Source organism: Bradymonas sediminis (assembly GCF_003258315.1).
GTDB lineage: Bacteria > Myxococcota_A > Bradymonadia > Bradymonadales > Bradymonadaceae > Bradymonas > Bradymonas sediminis.
In genome coordinates this window covers 1,837,546-1,855,465 of sequence record NZ_CP030032.1, presented here as the reverse complement: position 1 = coordinate 1,855,465, position 17,920 = coordinate 1,837,546, and the positions used below count along the sequence as shown (strand labels likewise).

Genomic DNA, 17,920 nt, shown 5'->3' with positions numbered 1-17,920 from the left:
ATATGTAGAAGGTAGCGCGTCGCGCGCGACAAAGACGCCCGCGACGCGCAAAATTACCGGCGCCTGTTATTAGCATTAGTCGAACCTACAATTCCACCGCCAGCGCTGATTTACCGCGAAACACTTTGACCCGCCGCCTTTGGCAACCTTGACGCATAATCGCGCGCGGTCCTATAAGTATTCGCGGCGCTCTGGCGCCGGATTGACGCCCTATTTTCCATTGAGGAGATTTGTCTGTGTCCGACCCAAAAGAAATCTTGGAGCGACGCCTCGATAAAGTCGCAGAAACGCAGGACACTTACGGCCTTCATTTTTTCTGTCAAATTGGCAGTAATATCGACGCGCGTGGGCTCACCACGCTGCAGGTCGCAGGCTCGGGTGGCACGCTCCTAAGTTGGCGCAACGAGGATGAGAACGAACTCTTCAGCGTCCAACTCTCCAAGGAAGATCACCTCAACTTATTTCGACTCCTTCGCACCTACCCGTTCTGGGACGCGTCGCCCTCGCGCCGCGGCCCAGAAGAAGGCGACACCAATATCCATCTTCGCTTCGCCGACCACGCCGCGGGCACTCACGGCGCGCTGCAGTTCTGGGACTCCGACATGGATGAGTTCCCGGTGCTCGCACGCCTGATGAAGCCGCTTATCAAGCTGATGCGCGTGATCTCCGACGATGACCTCTCCCACCTTTCGCTGAAGTCGCTGGCGACCTGAGCCGGACACCTCATGCCCTCCTTTCGCATCCTATGCTTCGCGGCCACGCTGGGCGTTATTTGTTGGGGCTGCGACGCCCCAGCCCAACCGCCCGAACCCACCATCGACGTCGATAAAAAGGTCGAAAAGCTCAACAACGAGGTCGCCAAGACCCGCGCCGAGGCACAGAAGCGTCGCGACCAGGCCAGCATTCTCGCTGGCGCCGATGAGGACGAAGGACCCGCGCCCAAGGGCGACGAGGGCACGGAAAACGGCGACTAAATCACCCCGACTTGCTCGCCAATTCGACCGCCTCCAGAACGCGATTCACCAGAATAACCCCCTTAAAAAACACCACCTCGGCCGGAACTTTCGCGAGCTTTCCGCGCCCGGTCTTGAGGCGCTCACTAACCACCAACACAAGCGGAACCTTCTTCGACTTGGCCAACAAGTCGATGCGCCGCTCCAGATAATCAAGTCGCCAGAACCCGACGACCTCAAGCAGCACCTCGCGTCCGTCGGGATGGGTGAGCCGGTAGTCGGGGATGATGACCTGGTTGTCGCCCAGCTCGACGATACTGCCCTGGCGCGCCAACTTCCACTCGGTGTCGGCTTCGGCGAAGCGATCTTCGAAATAGCGCTCCTCTTCGGCCACCCATTGGCCGGTGACGCGGCGGTCGGAGACGAGGCCGTCGGTGTGGCTAAGAAGGAATCGATAGGGTGTGCTCCCCTTGGACTTCCCTCCGCCCTTCCAATCAAGCTCGGCGCATAATTCCCAGCGGTCGAGGACCAGGAGCGCCGGCAAAAACACCGCCATCTGCAGCCCGTACTTCCGACTCTTCGAAAATAAGCTCGCCGGACCATCAATCTCAAGGCGGTAGCCGCCCTTCTTTCGCTCGAAGCGGTGCATCAAGCGGTGGAACTTGAGCATCTGAAAGAGGTAGCGAAGCTGGTTGGAGTCGAGGTCCCCGAACTCCACGACCAGGCGCGTCGCCTTATAGAGCACGGCCTGAGCGAGCGCGAGATTATAGCGGTGGAGGAGCGCCTGGGGGTCGATGGTCTTAAAGGAGGTCAGGCGCTGGCGCGCCTCGAGGTCGGCGTAGAGGCCGTGCTCGACTTCGTCGGGCGCAACTTTCAGGGTTGCGCCCGCCTGCGCCAAGACCTTTTGGCGAACCGACTCAGAGGTCACCGGGCCAAGCTCAGCGCTCGCCTCAAAGACATGGCGGCGAATCTCGTCGGGGTCGATGGAGGACACCGTCTCGAACTCCGAGCGGTCCAGCAGGAGTTTGGCCAGGCCGCGCCAGATCACAAAATCCGTGCCGTGGCCGACCAGGTCCGCCAGCGACTCCTCGAGCGCTCCCCGCGTGTTCTGCTCGGCGTCGCCCAGGTGACGCTCGAAGATCGAGACCAACTCCTCGGCCCGCTGCAGCGCTTCGCTCGCGCCGACATCGAGATACTCAGGCTCCACGAACGCAACCTTCGACTTCTTGCCCTCGACCGTCTTCTTGCTCACCTTCACACATAACAAATCACTCGTAAGCATCGTGCTTCCTCCGGCGCTCGCTGACATAGGTTTCGACCGAGTTCTCGGTGATCAACTCGTAGAGCAACGCGCGCTTTCCCTCGTGGCGCCGAAGGATTCGACCCAGCCGCTGCACATGCTCGCGCACCGAGCCGGAGCCCGACAAGATCACCGCCACCGCCGCCTTTGGCACGTCGACGCCCTCGTTGAGCACCTTGCTCGTGACGATCACCCGGTATTTCCCCTCATTAAATCGCTTCAGGATCTCCTTTCGCTCTTTAATCGGCGTCTGATGGGTAATCGAGGGGACCAACGCGCGCTCGCTGATCTCGTAGACGCTGTCGTTATCGTTGGTGAAAACCAGCACCCGCTCGTGATGATGGCGCTCGAGCAGCTCGTAGAGCATCTGCATCTTCGCCTCGTGGACGAGCGCCAGTTGCTTTTGGAGCCGGTACGCCTTGAACGCACGCCGACCCTCTTCGGACTTATTGGTCGCCGCCAAAAACGACGGCCACCCGTGGCGACTCGACATGCGAATGCCTCGGGCCTCAACGAAATCGCGATACTCCTTTCGCGCTGTGGTATAGCGCTCGAAGTCACCTTCGGTCATCGCCACCGGCACGCTCTTGATCTCGTAATCGGCCAGAATATCGCCCGACAATTCCTTGATCGACTTCTGAAAGACCACCGGCCCGACCAGGCGGTCCAGCACCACCTCCTTGCCGTCGGCGCGCTCGGGGGTGGCCGTCAAACCCAGCCGAAACGGCGCGATCGCGCACTCCGCCCCCTGCCGATACACCTCGCCCGGCAAATGATGCACCTCGTCGAAGACGAGCAAACCGAAGCGCCCGCCCAGCCGCTCCATATGTATCGCGGCAGAGTCGTAGGTGGTCACGGTGAGATCCTCGATCTCGTGATACCCACCGCCCAGCAGGCCGACCGGGCAGCCGAAATTCTTAGCCAACACCCCCGACCACTGATTCATCAGATCGAGCGTCGGCACCAGCACAAGCGCGCTTCGCCCCACCTCCTCGATGGCCATCTGGGCGACATAGGTCTTGCCCGAGCCCGTCGGCAGCACGACCACGCCGCGCTTATTTCCCTCAACCCACGCGTCAAACGCACCCTGCTGATGCTCATGCGGCTCGAAGCGATCAGCCATCTCAAGCGCGACCTCGCGGTAGGTGCGCGCCTCGTCATAGATCGTAAAACCCTCGCGCAGCATCGCCGCGACCACCAGGCGGTACTCAATGGCCGGCGCCCGGAATCGATCGACTCGGTCATCCCAGACCAGGTGCTTTCGCAAGGGATGGCCGGCAGGATAGACCTCGGGCGACACATCGTCGCGCGCCAAACCGTCGACCACCAGCGTCCCCGCCTCGAAGCGAAGGGTCAGCGATTTCGACGCGTCGGCGTCTGCGGAGCCGTCGAGTTTTAGAACCAGTTGTTCGCTCATTCGTTGCGCCTGCGCTCAATTAGAAGTTCGCTCAAGCTTTGCATCTCTCCACCCACATACTACAAACTCGGCGTATCTGTTGAGTGACCCTTCACGCCCACATCCGATTTTATGCAATTACCCGTAGATGAAATCCGCGCGGTCTTCCTCGACGCGCTGTCCGGACCCGCCCCGATCATCGTGACCGCCCCGACCGGATCGGGCAAATCGACGCGGCTGCCGCTGTGGATGGCCGACGCCTGTGATTCCGACGACAAACCCGTCCTGGTCGTCGAGCCTCGCCGCGTGGCCTGCCGGTCCCTGGCCGGATGGCTCAGTGAGCAGCGCGGCGAAAAGGTTGGGCACTCGATCGGGTATCGTGTGCGCTTTGATGACCGGACGAGCAACCAAACAAAGGTCATCTTCGCCACCACCGGCGTCGCCCTTCGCATGCTCGCCGCCCAACAAAATGCGAAAGAGTCGCTCTTTGCCGGGGTGCTCATCGACGAGTTTCACGAGCGCAGTTGGCAGGTCGATCTGATCGCCGCGATCTTATTGGCTCGGGCCAAAACTAAGCGCGACGACTGCCCCCTTGTCATCACGTCCGCGACCCTCGACGTCGAAGACCTCAGCGCGCAGCTCGCCGCCCACGGGCTCAAGACGCATCATCTAGAGGCGCTGGGCCGAAGCTTTCCCGTCGATATCAGCTATATCGACGCGCCGGCGGCTCCCGCGGCTCCATCGGCCCAGGGCCTTGAGCGCCGGGTCGCCGACGCGGTACGCCAGGCCGCGCAGCTCGACTCGAAGGCGAATCATCCGGATGACGAAGGCGGCGATATCCTCGTATTCTTGCCCGGCAAGGGCGAGATAAATGGGTGCATGCAGGCACTCTCGAAGGTGGCCAGCCAGCATAATCTGGAGCCGGTCGCCGTCCACGGCGGCCTGCCCCCCGACAAAATGAAGTCCGCGCTCGCCCAATCCAAGAACAAACGCCGCGTCTACCTGTCGACCAACGTCGCCGAGACCTCGGTCACGCTCCCCGGCGTCACCACCGTCATCGACAGCGGGCTGGCGCGCATGCGCATCCATCGCGGCGGGCGCTCGGCTTTAGCGATGGTGCCGATCGCCGAAGACTCGATGGACCAGCGCGCGGGGCGCGCCGGACGTGTGCGCCCGGGGCGCTGCGTGCGCCTGTGGAGCCAGCGCTTTCGGCCCTCGACCACGACCGCACCAGAAGTTGAGCGCATCGAACTCGACGACGTACTTCTGCACGCGGGAGTCTGCGGTCTCGACGGCGACGCCTTTGATGACGCGCCCTGGGTGACCGAACCGCCCGAGTTCGCGGTCGCCGAGGCTCGCCGGCGTCTGATCGCCGCAGATGCGCTCGACGACCAAGCTCGGATGACCGACAAGGGCCGGCAATTGGCCGAGCTCCCGGTCGACGGCCACGCCGCGCGGATGCTCATTAGCGCCGATGACACCATGGCCGGCATTGCCTGCGATCTCGTCGCGCTCTTGCAGCTCAACCGCGGCCTCCTGGGACAGACGAATTCGCGCGACGTCCACCACGAGCGCGCCGCGCTGCTGACTGGCGTCGACAATGAGGTTTATGCCGAGATCGCCATGCTTCGCGCGGGCGACCCGCAGCGCCACGGCCTGCACGCATCCGCCCTTCGCGAGGCGCGCCAGGTCGCGACCAGCCTGCGCGAGTGGGTCGGCGCGCCTATCCTTAAGCCAACTCAAGATACCCTCGACTTCCCACCAACCGCCGACTTCGCGCGTTATTTGCTCGAGCGCATCCCCGAGACCGCGTGTGTGCTGCGCGAGCGCGCGCTCAAAAAACGCGCCACCAAGAAGACGCCGCCCGGACAATCCGAGCCGTGGTCAAACGGTGAGCTGGAGTTGAGCGTGTGGCCCTACGATCCGCCGCGCCCGGCCGAGGCGGCGGTGGATCAAAAGCCGACGGACTACCCGGTCGCCGGTCTTGTCCTCGACCACTTCTGGCTGGGCGATACCGGCATCGGCGTGCGCGGCACCGGCCGTATGCTCCTGCCCTGCAGCTACGCGGCGCTCGCCGACGCGGGGCTGGGCGACGAAGCTGTCGGCAAGGCTGAGATGATGCGAAAACACGGCGCCCCCCATATCGTCGCCCTCGTCGAGCGCAACCTCGCCGGCGTCACCATCTCGGCGCGCGAAGAAGCCCTGCGCGGTCCCAAACTGTTCAAAGTCGTCGCCGACTTTATCCTCGCCGGGCGCACCTTCCCCGGCGGGCTATTTAAGGGCGCGGACGACAAGGTCCGCGAGGACCTTCACCTCTGGAGCCTCCTGGCCGATTGGCCCGAACCCGAGCGCTATTGGAAGTGCGAGCCCGCGCCCATATCCCCCCACGACTTCCTCCTGTCAAAGCTCCAAACCCTCGGTCTTCAATCCGCCCAAGAACTCGCCTTGCTCGAGACCGACGACCTGCGCCCCGACCTCGTCGACCTTTTGGGCATCACCGCCTACGACCTCGAGCGCTTCGCCGACGACTTCCCCCGCCATTGGGAACATATGGGCCACGCCTACATCTGCACCGTCCAGGCCGCCTCGCGTAAAGTTGTGCTTGAACCGGCCAACAAGAAGGCGAAGAAAGGCAAGGACCCCAACCCGGCGCATCTCCCCCGGTTTCGCAGCTTTTCCGTCTACCACCGCAAAGCAAGTCGTATCGTGAAGTTACGCTAACGAGTGCGCACGAACACCGCATTGCCCGCTGCGACTAACGTGGTCAGACACCCGAGCACGCATCACCTGTGCCATGATGTCTCACTCTGGCCAGTGAGATGCACAGAGGTAGAGGGCGAAGGCGAACTCGTGACTCGTGCAACCCTCTCCAGCGCGCCAATTTGTCTCACTTGGGCGCGGTGAGTACCCCAAAAGTATGCGCCGAAGTCGTGCTCGCGGCCCGTGCAATCCCCTCCAGCGTGCCAACTTGTCTCACTCGGGCGCGGTGAGTGCCCCAGAGGTGTGCGCCGAAGGCGATCGCGTGTACATCGACATACCTACAAGCGGGCCGAGGGGTTTTACTCGCTGGTATCTCACCCTCATCTTCGCCTATTGACCCACTCAATCATGCGCTGCTAGTCCAATACCCATTGAACTAATAGATATTAACCAGCTTGAGAGGAGCCCAGAAGATGAGACAAGTCGGCCTAAACACCAGGGCGAACGCCCTTCGCCCGAGTCTGGTCATAACCCTCGCGACGCTCACCCTTTTGGCATGCGTCCCAGAGGCCGTGGCGGCAGACACCTGGAGTTCGCCGCACCCCGGCATGCGCAAGCTCTATCGCACCGCGTCGGGGCCCAACCGCATTCACGCGCTCGAGGTCGACCTGTGCAAAGCCGGCGTGGGCGTGCGGACCACCAAGTCGAATGAGCGTCAGCGCACGCCGTCTTCTTTCGGCAGCCTGGTCGGGGCCGAGGCGGTAATAAACGGCGACTTCTTCAACTATTCGGGCTATTCGACCAGCGGGTTGGCGATCGGTGAGGGGCAGCATTGGTCGGGCAGCAGCGACGGCGCGGCGAATACCTATGTCGCGTTTGGCAAGAACCGGGTCGAGTTCTCGGGGTCGAACGAATCCCGCGGCGCCGAGAGTTGGATGCGCTCGGTGACTTCGGGCCTGGGCGTGCTGGTCGAAGACGGTCAATCCATCACCACCAACCCCAGTCGCCCGTCCCATTGCTCCCAGCGCCACCCCCGTACGGCGATGGGGATCTCGGCCGACAAACGCACCCTCTATATGGCGGTGGTCGACGGACGGAGCACCTCGAGCCGCGGCATGACCTGCGTGGAGTTGGCCAATGTGATGAAGGGGCTCGGCGCGCATAGCGCGGTGAACCTCGACGGCGGCGGCTCAAGCGCGATGTGGGTGCGCGGCAGCGGCGTCGTCAACAACCCCTCCGATGGCTCCCAGCGGGTGGTGGCCAATCACCTGGCGGTGTTCGCAAAAGGCGCCGGTGAGCCGAACGCCTGCGACCGATCCTACGAAGAAGCGGCCCTGCAAAGCGCGGCGCGCGGGGCGAGCACGACGACGGATGTCGATGGGGACGGCATCGCTGACGCCTGCTCGCTCGGGCCCAACGGGCTCGAATGCTACCTGGCCGCCGGCGGCTTCACGACGCGTGTTCAGGGCCCCAATATGCCCCTAAACCAGGGCTGGAATAACCCCAAAAACTACGCCTCCATTCGCTACGGGGACCTCAACGGCGACGGAAAGGCCGACGTCTGCGCGCGCTATAACGCCGGGGTGCGCTGCTACCTATCCGACGGCAGCAGCTTCGGGTCGCGCTTTGACGGCCCCGAGCTCTCCGATGACTCCGGTTGGGGAGGCTCGGCGAGTTATTATTCGACGCTGGCGATGGCCGATATCAATGGCGATGGGAAGGATGACCTCTGCGCCCGCGGGGCGGCCGGTCTGTATTGCTATTATAGCACCGGCAGCGGCTTCTCGGGGCGAAGCACGGTGCTGAGCGAGCTATCTAACGGTGAGGGCTTTCGAGCCCCTGAATATTACGGAACCATTCGCTTTGGCGACGTGAACGGAGACGGCAAGGCCGACGTCTGCGCGCGCACCAAAGACGGCATGCGCTGTTGGCTATCGGATGGGCAGAACTTCAGCACCGAGATCTCCGGCCCCGGCTGGAGCGACGCCGGTGGCTGGCATAAGCTCCCCTATTGGCCGACGATTCGCCTCAAAGATGTTGACGGAGACGGCAAGGCCGACCTGTGCGCGCGCGGCGGGAGCGGGTTTCGCTGCCACCTGTCGCGCGGCACAAGCTTCGGTCCGGCGCTCGGCAGCGACCTGTGGCCGAACGCATCGGGCTGGGATGACCACGATAATTTCTCGACCATTCGCATGGCCGATATCGACGGCGACGGGCAATTGGATGTGTGCGCCCGCGCAAACGCGAAGATCGTATGTCATCGATTTGAGGGCGACGGCTTTGGCCCGACGATCAGCGGCCCGCCCTGGTCGAACGACGGCGATTGGAACCGAATCAAATATTATTCGACGATCCGCGTCGCCGATGTAGATGGTGACGGCAAAGCCGACCTATGCGCCCGAGGCTATAGCCGCTTTAGTTGCGCGACTGCGCCCTTCGATGGCAGCGACACCGACCTGCAAGGCCCGCCCTGGAGCGAGGGTGAAGGCTGGGGTGAGCCGGCCCTCTATTCGACCATTCAAGTGGTCGACCCGCCCCCGCGCGAGGAGGAAGAAGAGCCAGAGCCCGGCGAAGACGCCGGCTTCCCCGGTGACGCAGGCGACTCACCGGATGCGGGAGCTCCCGCAGATGCGGGCGGGCCCGATGACACCCAGAGCGTCGATTCCGACGCAGACGCGCCGGGGAATCCCGCGGATGCGATTTCCGGCCAGGACGTCGGCTCTGATATCGGCGCTGACCCCGACGCCCAGGACGACACAATTGACCGACCGAAGACCGCCTCGACCTCGGGCTGTGCCTGCAATCAAAGCGACGCGGCGCCCGGCGAAGCCGGCTTGCTGGCGCTGCTGGCCGCTGCAGTGCTGTGGCGCCGGCGCAGATGATGTTTTGGGGCGCCCGCACGGGCGGCAATCGCATCTTTGGCCCAGGCTTATTAGCGGGTTGCATCGCCGGTTACTTCCCGGCTTTACCCTCCCGCGATCGCTATGCTAACAGTGGAATCCAGCAGCCCATTTTTTCGCGTTCTCACCTTTTATCGCACGTAAGCCGAAGGTGCTGAGGACCCGAAATACACAACGCCAAACCCAATGGAATCGGATAAAAACATGACCAGGAATATTGAGGAAAACACGGCCCCAGATGCCGCTACCAAGACGGTTCTGGCCAAGACATCAGCGCCCGCATCAAAGTCGAGCGCCCCGACCGATGCGCCCTATGGCGGGCTGACCAAGCAGGAATTGGTCGAGTTCTTTCGCCAGATGTACACCTCGCGAAAGCTCGACGACGCCGAGGTCAACCTCAAGCGCTTGCAGAAGATCTATTTCCAGATTTCGGGTGCGGGCCATGAGGCTGCGCTGGTCGGCGCGGCGCGCGCGCTGCGCCCGGCCTACGACTGGTTCTACCCCTATTATCGCGACCGCGCGCTGGTGCTTGCCCTTGGCATGACGCCGGTCGAGGTCCTGGCCGAAGCGGTCGGCTCTAGCGAAGACCCGAACTCGGGTGGCCGCCAGATGCCGGCGCATTGGGGTCATAAGGACCTCAACATCGTCAGCCAATCCTCGTGCACGGGCACCCAGCATCTGCAGGCCACCGGTGCCGCCGAAGTCGGGCGCATCATGCAGGAGATCGCCGAGCTCAAAGGCCAAACCGACCGCTATGAGACCGATGAAGTGGTCTACGTGTCGATCGGCGATGGCGCCTCGAGTGAGGGTGAGTTCTGGGAGGCCGTGGGTACCGCCGCGACCTTCAAATTGCCGGTCATCTTTATGGTCGAGGACAACGGCTACGCCATCAGCGTGCCGAGCAGTGAGCAGGTCCACGGCGGCTCGATCTCGCACGCCGTCAAAGGCTTTAAGAACCTCTACATCACCGAATATGACGGCTGCGACCCGGTGGTCAGCTATATCGAGGCGCAAAAGGCGGTCGATTACGCCCGCGCGGGCCACGGCCCCGCCCTGCTCCACGCGCATGTAGTACGCCCCTATAGCCACTCGATGTCCGACGACGAGTCGATGTACCGCCCCGAAGAGGAGCGCGACGCCGACGCGGAGCGCGACCCGATCACGACCTACCCGAAATTCCTCATCAAAGAGGGTATCCTTACCGAGGAAGAGGTCGAGGCGATCAAGGCCGAGGTCGAGGCCACCGTCGAGGCCGCGGTCGACACCGCGCTTGAGCTGCCGACGCCCCACCCCGACACCGCGCTGGACTATATCTTCAGCCCGGACGTCGACCCGACCAGCGACGACTTCTCCACCGAGCCGCAGTGGGATGAGGAAGGCGGCGAGAAGACCGTCGTCGACCTGTTGAACCACACGATGCGCACCGAGATGCGGCGCAACCCGGGCATCGTGATCTTCGGCGAAGACGTCGCTGACTTCACGAAGACCGAATACGAAGGCCAGGTCAAAGGCAAAGGCGGCGTGTTCAAGGTCACGCACCGCCTGCAGGAGGAGTTCGGCTATCGCCGCGTCTTCAACAGCCCCTTGGCCGAGGCCAATATCATCGGGCGCGCCATCGGCATGGCGACGCGCGGGCTTAAGCCGGTCGTCGAGATTCAATTCTTCGACTATATCTGGCCCGCCTATATGCAGCTTAAGAACGAGCTGTCGAATATGCGCTGGCGCTCAAATAACAACTTCAAGGCACCGGTGGTCGTGCGCGTGCCGATCGGAGGCTACCTCAAGGGCGGCGCGCCCTATCATAGCCAGTCGGGCGCGGTGCTCTTCACGCATATTCCGGGCCTTCGGGTGGTGATGCCGTCGAACGCCGCGGACGCCGCGGGCCTATTGCGCACCGCGATCCGCTGCGACGACCCGGTCATGTTCCTGGAGCACAAGCATCTGTATCGCCAGACCTATAATAAGTCGCTGAACCCGGGCGACGATTATATGATCCCGTTCGGCAAAGCGAAGATCGTGCGCCCCGGCGCCGACCTTACGGTCATCACCTATGGCGCCACGGTTGAGCGCACGCTGCGCGCGGTCAAGAAGCTCGGCAACGTCGACGCCGAGGTCATCGACCTTCGCAGCCTGCAGCCCTACGACTTCGACGCGATCGCCAAGTCGGTCAAGAAGACCAATAAGGCGCTGATCGTCTATGAAGACGGCCAGAGCTGGGGCTACGGCACCGAGATCGCCACGCGTATCGGCGACGAGCTCTTCGAGTACCTGGACGGCCCGGTGCGCCGGGTGGCCGCGCTCGACAGCTTCGTGGCGTATCACCCCGATTTGGAGGACCGCATCTTGCCCCAGATCGACGATATCGCCGAAGCGGTTGAGTGGCTGCATAATTATTGATGCTTGGCGGGGGCGGCGCTTCGGCGCTGCCCTCCACAGAGCATAAAAAACGCCCGGTGGCATTGAGCCACCGGGCGTTTTCTTTTGTCTGCCAACCTGGACAATCCGCGCGGTCTCAGGCCTCGATATCGATCTTTAACGCCAGGTCAAAGTCCTTCTGGGTGAGCCCGCCGGCGTCGTGCGTGGTCAGCGCCAGAGACACGATATTATAGACATTTCGAATCTCCGGGTGGTGATCCATCTCCTCGGCATAGACCGCGATGCGCGTGATGAAATCGATCGCCTCCATAAAGTCGTCGAACTCGAGCTCGCGCCGAATCGAATCGTCGACGACCTCCCAGCCGTCGAGGGTCAACAATGCTTCATCAATCTCTTCTACAGATAATAAATCGGCCGCCATCGTATCCTCCTGTTCAAAGAATCCATCAATTTATAATCAATCGAATAATGATGCGCGCCCCGACGCGCGCGGGTGCTCAAATCGAAAGAAGCGCCTTAAACTAAGATCTAAGCGCGTCTAACTCAGCCTCAATAGCTTCGGCGTCGCTGCGTAAAAGCCCGCCACGCTCGCGGTATCCGTAGCGATTAAATAGCTCCGACATGCAGCGAAGCAAGCGCGCGGCGTGGGCATCTCGGCCCTGCTGAACGGCGTGATGAACGATATTCTCGACAAATGACAGCCAGATCTCGCGGTGCAGCATATGGTATAATTTGGTCGGCACGACCGCGTTGACCAGCGAGTCGAACCCAACCTGGTCGCCGTTCAAATACGCATAAACCGAGGTATTCGCGTGGCAGAACGCGCTGACACGGTTGATACCAAGCTCGTCGGCGTCCTGGCGGGCGCGGCTAAACTCGACCGCGGCGACCTGCAGCCGCCCTTGAACCGCGGCGAGGAGCCCGTTGAGGCTGCGTGCGATGGTACGGTCCTCGTCGGTACCATGCTCGTCGACGCCGCGAAGGGTCTCTTCGAGGACCTGCTCTGCCTGTTCGAAATCGCCCAGCCACATCGCCGAGATCGCCAGATAATTACGCAGGTCAAACAACGCCCAATTGCTGCCCAGGGCCTCTTTAATACGACGCGATTCGCGCAGCAGGCGCTGGGCGCCGCGGATATCGCAGCGATTCAGCAGGACGATGGCCTTATTGAGCATCACGTGGGAGACCGCGATCTGGTCGTTGATGCGCTCAAAAAGCTCAATCGCCCTGTCGCAATGCTCCTCGGCCACGCTGAACTCGCCGCGATACAGGCACGCGATGGCCAGGCTATTGTGGGTCGCGCCGATATTAAATGGCGCGCCGAGGGCCTGGTGAATCGTGAGGCTCTGCTCCAACAATTGCTGGGCGGCCGGGTAGTTTGCCTGCTCCAGCTCGAGCTGCCCGAGGTGACGATAGGCCTCGGCGACGCCGTGGCGGTCGCCCACCGAGCGCTTGATCTCCATCCCCTCGCGCAGCACCTGCTCGGCGCGTTGCATCCGGTCGGGCGCGTTCATCGCCGGGTCCATCAAGGAGCTGCCCAGGGCGAGCAGCACATTGCTGAGGCTTCGGCGGTCAGCGCTGTCGTCGAGCTGGTCACGCGCGCGCACCAGATACCCGTAGCGCGCGCCCAGCTTACCCTGGCGCTGGGCGACTTCGGCCAGATGCAGCAGCACCCGCCCGGCGGTCTCACCCGGCGGCAAATGCGGCAGCATCTGCTCCAGGTGGTCGCGCACCTTGGCGCCTTCGCGCGCGTCACCACGCATCAAATAGACCCGCGACAGCCCCACCAGGGCCTTGGAGACGCCGGCGACGTCTTTGTAATTCTGGCTGACCTTAAGCGCGCGACGATAGCAATGAAGCGCCTCGTTATTTCGGCGCTGCAAGAAGAGTAGATGAGCGAAGCCGCGCAAGGCTTCGGCGTGCTCCGGGCGCATCGAGGGCTCCGAGCCATCCTCGCCCAGCACCCGACGATAATGCTCCTCGGCCAGCCCAAACTCGCCGAAATGGCGCGCCAACTCGGCCAGCGCAAGGTGGGTTTGCACCCATTTGTCGCTGCGGTCGCCCTGGCCTTCCAATTCGTAGATCAACTCGCGGAATCGCTCGCGCGCCCCGCGGGTATCGAAGCGGGCCTTGGCGCGCGACGCGGCCTCAAAGAGCGTGTCGCGATAGGCCTCCATTTGCCCGGCCTGGCGCCAATGCTCGGCAATCTCGACCAGCGCAGGCTCCAGCGCCTTCTCCTGATAAAACTCGATCTTGTGGCGCGCAGCGTCTTCGTGCAGGCGTCGATTCGACCAACGGTCCGACAACGCGCCCAGGAGCGCCTCGCGCAGCAAGCTGCTGTCAAATTCGACGCAGACCAGATTGCGGTGCATCGCCTGGTGAATGATGCCCTCGTCGATGAGCGAGTCGAGCGCGGCGTCGAGGTCTTCGACATCCACATCACCGGTCGCGGCGAGGACGTTGACCAATAGATCAATCGGCGTGCGCATGCCGAGCACGGCCATCCACTCGAGCAAGGCCCGCAGGTCGGCGCTGCCGGAATAGCCGGTGACGGCCTGCTCCAGGCGAAGATACATCAAGTCCATGAGATCGGGCGGCAGGTTGATCTCGCGCGGCGAGCCCAGCTTGAGCGCCCACCGCCGGCCGCTGAGCACGAGCTTATCCTCGCTGCGCAGGTAGCGAATGATCTGAATCGCGTGCAGCGGCACCCCCTGGCTAAGCCAGGCGATGCGCTCTTTGAGGCGCGGCTGCAGGGGTAAAATCGCGTCCAGTAGACGCGCCAGTTCACCACCGCGCAGGCGCTTGAGCCGAATCCGACTAAAGCCCACGCCGATATTGGCGTTAATGGTGCGAAGGCTGTGCTCCAGGTCCGAGTTCACGCTGCGCTCCTCGGGGCGCAGGCTGAGCATCACCACCAGGGGCACCGACTGGGTGCGCAGCGTGACGGCGAGGTACTCCAAAAACGAGATCGTCGCGCTGTCGGCATAGTGGACGTCTTCAAGCGCAAGCAAAAACGGGCGCCGCTCAGCGAGCATCAACAGGACGCGCTCAAGGCGGGCGAAGAGCGCGCCGGCCTCGCTATCGGAGGTCGGCGACTGTGAGGCGTCGAGGGCTTTGGGGCGAACGAAGTCGATGATGAAATCGATCTCCGGCGCGGTGAGACCGCCCAATGAGCGCAGGTCCTGGCCGATCACCTGCTCGACCCGTGAACGCTCGCTATGAGACACGCCCCAGGACGCGGCGAGAGCCTCGCGAAGCGCCTCCATGGGGAGTGCGCGGCGGCGGAAATGCCCCAGGCAACTCTCGAAGCCAAGCGTCTTCGTCTGGGCCAAAAAGGTGCGGACCACCCGGGATTTACCGATCCCACTTTCGCCCTCGATTAAGATAATCTGCCCGCTGCGCCCGCTGATACTATCGCGGGCAATCTCCATGCATTGCGACAGGACCATATCGCGGCCGACCAGCTCGATTTGATAGCGCGGTCGTGCCGCGGCGCCGGCCTCTGCGGGCACCGCGACCGTCGGGGAGGAGACCTGCTGGACGACCGGCGTGGGCTGGTGATTTTGCGCGTGCAAAGACGCCGGCAACTCGCCTGGTTTGGCGGGCTTTGGGGTTCGCCGCATCCGTTGGACCGGCGACGGCGCGGGCGTGCGCTGCCCGGTGCGCGCCTGCGCCGACGGGTCCAACGCCTGGTGGCCGGGGTGAGTCATAAGCTCACTGGGCGGCGTCATCACCTGGGTCGCGTCCGCGGACAAAAGCTCCGACGGCACGGCCATCGTCAGCGAAATCTCGGGCGACGTGCCGCCGGCGGGCGCGGGGAAAATCCGCATCTGATGCAGCGCGTTGACAAAGGCCGTCAAAAACTCACTGGCGTCCTGATAGCGCCGCTCGGGCGCCTTCATGCACGCGCGACGAATGACCTGGCCGAGGGGCGTCTGCTCCAGCGCGGGCGACATCTCGGGGACCGGATCGCGGATCTGTTTGTGGATGACCTCCATGCGATTCTTGCCGGTCACCGGCGGCTTGCCGGTCCAAATTTCATAGATCAGCAGACCCAGGGCGTAGACGTCGGTAGCTGGGGTGATCGGCTCGGCGCAGGCTTGCTCGGGCGCCATATACATCGGCGTGCCGAAGATGCGCCCCGCCCGGGTCAGCGCCTCCTCGCCCTCGTCTTCGTGCTCGGTTTCCATCAGCGTCATCTTGGCCACGCCGAAGTCCAGAACTTTGACGTAATCCTGCTCGCCGAACATCGTGCAGATGAAGATATTCTCGGGCTTGAGATCCCGGTGGACCAGGCCGCGGCGGTGCGCCTCGGTCAGGCTCTTGAGCACCTGGATAAAGATATGAGCTGCGCGCGGCGCCGGAATCGCGCCGCGGGCTTGGATTTGCTCGGAGAGTTCCTCACCGTCGAGGAACTCCAAGACCATAAAGACCAGGCCGTTCTCGGTCTGCCCATAATCATACAGCGTGATCGTGTGCGGATGGCGCAATTGACTGACGTGATAGGCTTCGCGGCGAAAGCGTTCGACGTTGATCGGATCTTCGGCGACGCCGGGGGTCAGAAACTTCAGCGCCACCTCGCGGCCGACGTTCTCCTGAACCGCTTTAAATACCGTCCCAAAGCCACCGGTCCCCAGGTGCTCGAGAATGCGGAAACGTCCTCCGACGAGGTCGCCCGGCTGCGGTAATTGTGGTGTCTCGACGGTCATATTCTTGGCTCTTTCTGCTTGATGAAGCTCGCGGTGATACGGTCGCGAATCGCAAAGCGCTCACGCGCCTATTGGCTGCTTGAGTCGGGGCGCCGCGGGCTGTAAAGAACGCGCGGTTGCAATGATTCGCATACACTGACAGAAAGTAGCATGCGCGCTTGACCGTGTGCAACAAGATGGCCGCAAATTCGGGTTTTCGCAACCTCGTCTGAACCATTGGCCCGGGCAAGTCAACCGGGCTGCATCATTCCTAATTTAGAGACGTTTTTTTAAGGAGAGTTTACGATGGCATCCACAACGACCGGACCTTTGAGCTTTGATCTAAAGGGCACCGACGGCCGCGCGCGGCGCGGGCGCGTCACCGTGCCTCACGGAGTCATTCAAACGCCCGCTTTTATGCCGGTCGGCACCCGCGCCACTGTCAAGGGGCTGATGCCGCGCGACCTCAAGGCCACCGGCAGTGAGATCTGCCTGGCCAACACCTATCATATGGATATCTCGCCGGGCCCCAAAATCGTCAAAAAGATGGGCGGCCTGCACGAGTTTATGGGCTGGGATAAACCGATCCTCACCGACTCGGGCGGCTACCAGGTGTTCAGCCTGCCGAAGACCCAGCTCGACGAAGAAGGCGTGACCTTCCGCTTCGAGAAAAAAGGCGGCAAGAAGGTCAAACTCACCCCCGAGCGCAGCATGCAGATTCAGCAGGATCTCGGCGCCGATATCGCCATGGCCTTCGACGTCTGCGTGCCCTACCCCTGCGATTATAAGAACGCGCAGGACGCGGTGTACCGCACGATTCGCTGGCTGGAGCGCTGCAAAGAGGCGCATACCCGCCCGGACCAGGCGCTCTTTGGAATCGTGCAGGGCTCAAGCTACGCCGATCTTCGCGGCCTTTCGGCCCAGCTCACCATGGGCATCGACCTGCCTGGCTACGCCATCGGCGGCCTAAGCGTGGGTGAGGGCCACAGCATCATGATGGCGATGATCGACTGCACCGAGCCGTCGATGGTTAAGGAGAAGCCGCGCTATCTGATGGGCGTGGGCTACCCCGAGGACATCGTCGAGGCGGTGGCGCGCGGGGTCGACATGTTCGACTGCGTCATCCCGACCCGCTACGCACGAAGCGGCGTCGCGTTTGCGCGCCACGGACGCTTCCGGGTGAGCAACGCGCGCTATAAAACGGACAAATACCCCCTCGACACCAATTGCAGCTGCTATACCTGCAAGAATTTCACGCGCGCCTATCTCAACCACTTGATCAACACCAACGAGATCCTGGGCTCGGCGCTGATGACGCTGCATAATGTCACGTTCTACCAGGATCTCATGCGCACGATTCGCACGGCCATCGAGGAGAAGAATTTCGAGAAATTCCGCGTCTCCTTTTTGCAGGAGTACCTGGCCGAAGATAAAAAAGAGGAGCTCGGCATCGAGGATATCGACGGGCGCTACGACCAGGATGATTTTAGCTGGGACGTTGAGCATTCGGTGATTCGGCCGACCGACGACTGAGACGATCATCGCCTAGACGACTGTTCTACACCGCCCGCGCGTCCGCTTTTTGCGAACCCGCGGGCGGTGTCGCT

The 17,920-nt window shown here is 62.7% G+C and carries 10 protein-coding genes; 6 read left to right on the top strand and 4 right to left on the bottom strand.

The window, feature by feature from the left end; translation table 11 throughout:
- Nucleotides 1–236: 236 nt before the first annotated feature.
- Nucleotides 237–713: a hypothetical protein gene (locus DN745_RS06915; RefSeq protein WP_111333291.1), complete on the top strand. Its 477-nt coding sequence runs from the start codon at nucleotides 237–239 to the stop codon at nucleotides 711–713.
- 12 nt (nucleotides 714–725) lie between these two features.
- Nucleotides 726–974, top strand: coding sequence for a hypothetical protein (locus tag DN745_RS06910; RefSeq protein WP_111333289.1), 249 nt, complete (start codon nucleotides 726–728; stop codon nucleotides 972–974).
- Nucleotide 975: 1 nt separating this feature from the next.
- Here the strand turns inward: DN745_RS06910 and DN745_RS06905 are convergent, their stop codons facing one another.
- Together DN745_RS06905 and DN745_RS06900 are read right to left on the bottom strand one after the other, a co-directional pair.
- Nucleotides 976–2,235: a DUF790 family protein gene (locus tag DN745_RS06905; RefSeq protein WP_162687519.1), complete on the bottom strand. Its 1,260-nt coding sequence runs from the start codon at nucleotides 2,233–2,235 to the stop codon at nucleotides 976–978.
- On the bottom strand, nucleotides 2,222–3,670 hold the full coding sequence (locus DN745_RS06900; RefSeq protein ID WP_111333285.1) for a DEAD/DEAH box helicase: 1,449 nt from the start codon (nucleotides 3,668–3,670) through the stop codon (nucleotides 2,222–2,224). The genes DN745_RS06905 and DN745_RS06900 overlap by 14 nt, the downstream gene beginning before the upstream one ends.
- Nucleotides 3,671–3,781: 111 nt before the next feature.
- On the opposite strand from DN745_RS06900, the gene DN745_RS06895 reads away from it, so the two are divergent.
- The 3 genes from DN745_RS06895 (at nucleotide 3,782) to DN745_RS06885 (ending at nucleotide 11,646) form a co-directional block, all read left to right on the top strand.
- Nucleotides 3,782–6,370: a helicase-related protein gene (locus DN745_RS06895; RefSeq protein WP_111333283.1), complete on the top strand. Its 2,589-nt coding sequence runs from the start codon at nucleotides 3,782–3,784 to the stop codon at nucleotides 6,368–6,370.
- Nucleotides 6,371–6,822: 452 nt separating this feature from the next.
- Complete coding sequence (locus DN745_RS06890; RefSeq protein ID WP_111333281.1) at nucleotides 6,823–9,231, top strand: phosphodiester glycosidase family protein; 2,409 nt, start codon at nucleotides 6,823–6,825, stop codon at nucleotides 9,229–9,231.
- 222 nt (nucleotides 9,232–9,453) lie between these two features.
- Nucleotides 9,454–11,646 (top strand): alpha-ketoacid dehydrogenase subunit alpha/beta, encoded by a 2,193-nt coding sequence (locus DN745_RS06885; protein WP_111337573.1) that lies wholly within the window; start codon nucleotides 9,454–9,456, stop codon nucleotides 11,644–11,646.
- Nucleotides 11,647–11,761: 115 nt separating this feature from the next.
- Here DN745_RS06885 and DN745_RS06880 read toward each other — a convergent pair whose 3' ends face one another.
- Nucleotides 11,762–12,046 carry a 4a-hydroxytetrahydrobiopterin dehydratase gene (locus DN745_RS06880; protein WP_111333279.1) on the bottom strand — a complete coding sequence of 95 codons (285 nt, stop codon included), beginning with the start codon at nucleotides 12,044–12,046 and terminating at the stop codon, nucleotides 11,762–11,764.
- Between the two features lie 100 nt (nucleotides 12,047–12,146).
- Nucleotides 12,147–16,334 carry a protein kinase domain-containing protein gene (locus tag DN745_RS06875; protein WP_111333277.1) on the bottom strand — a complete coding sequence of 1,396 codons (4,188 nt, stop codon included), beginning with the start codon at nucleotides 16,332–16,334 and terminating at the stop codon, nucleotides 12,147–12,149.
- Between the two features lie 285 nt (nucleotides 16,335–16,619).
- Between DN745_RS06875 and tgt the strand changes: the two genes are divergently transcribed.
- Nucleotides 16,620–17,846: a tRNA guanosine(34) transglycosylase Tgt gene (gene tgt / locus DN745_RS06870; protein WP_111333275.1), complete on the top strand. Its 1,227-nt coding sequence runs from the start codon at nucleotides 16,620–16,622 to the stop codon at nucleotides 17,844–17,846.
- The last annotated feature ends 74 nt before the right edge of the window (nucleotides 17,847–17,920 follow it).

What these genes read in the sequence shown, in the direction of transcription:
- DN745_RS06895 (WP_111333283.1), top strand. Translation starts at nt 3,782, where the DNA reads ATGCAATTACCCGTAGATGAAATCCGCGCGGTCTTCCTCGACGCGCTG.
- DN745_RS06885 (WP_111337573.1), top strand. Translation starts at nt 9,454, where the DNA reads ATGACCAGGAATATTGAGGAAAACACGGCCCCAGATGCCGCTACCAAG.
- tgt (WP_111333275.1), top strand. Translation starts at nt 16,620, where the DNA reads ATGGCATCCACAACGACCGGACCTTTGAGCTTTGATCTAAAGGGCACC.
- DN745_RS06900 (WP_111333285.1), bottom strand. Translation starts at nt 3,670, where the DNA reads ATGAGCGAACAACTGGTTCTAAAACTCGACGGCTCCGCAGACGCCGAC.
- DN745_RS06880 (WP_111333279.1), bottom strand. Translation starts at nt 12,046, where the DNA reads ATGGCGGCCGATTTATTATCTGTAGAAGAGATTGATGAAGCATTGTTG.
- DN745_RS06905 (WP_162687519.1), bottom strand. Translation starts at nt 2,235, where the DNA reads ATGCTTACGAGTGATTTGTTATGTGTGAAGGTGAGCAAGAAGACGGTC.
- DN745_RS06875 (WP_111333277.1), bottom strand. Translation starts at nt 16,334, where the DNA reads ATGACCGTCGAGACACCACAATTACCGCAGCCGGGCGACCTCGTCGGA.
- DN745_RS06890 (WP_111333281.1), top strand. Translation starts at nt 6,823, where the DNA reads ATGAGACAAGTCGGCCTAAACACCAGGGCGAACGCCCTTCGCCCGAGT.
- DN745_RS06910 (WP_111333289.1), top strand. Translation starts at nt 726, where the DNA reads ATGCCCTCCTTTCGCATCCTATGCTTCGCGGCCACGCTGGGCGTTATT.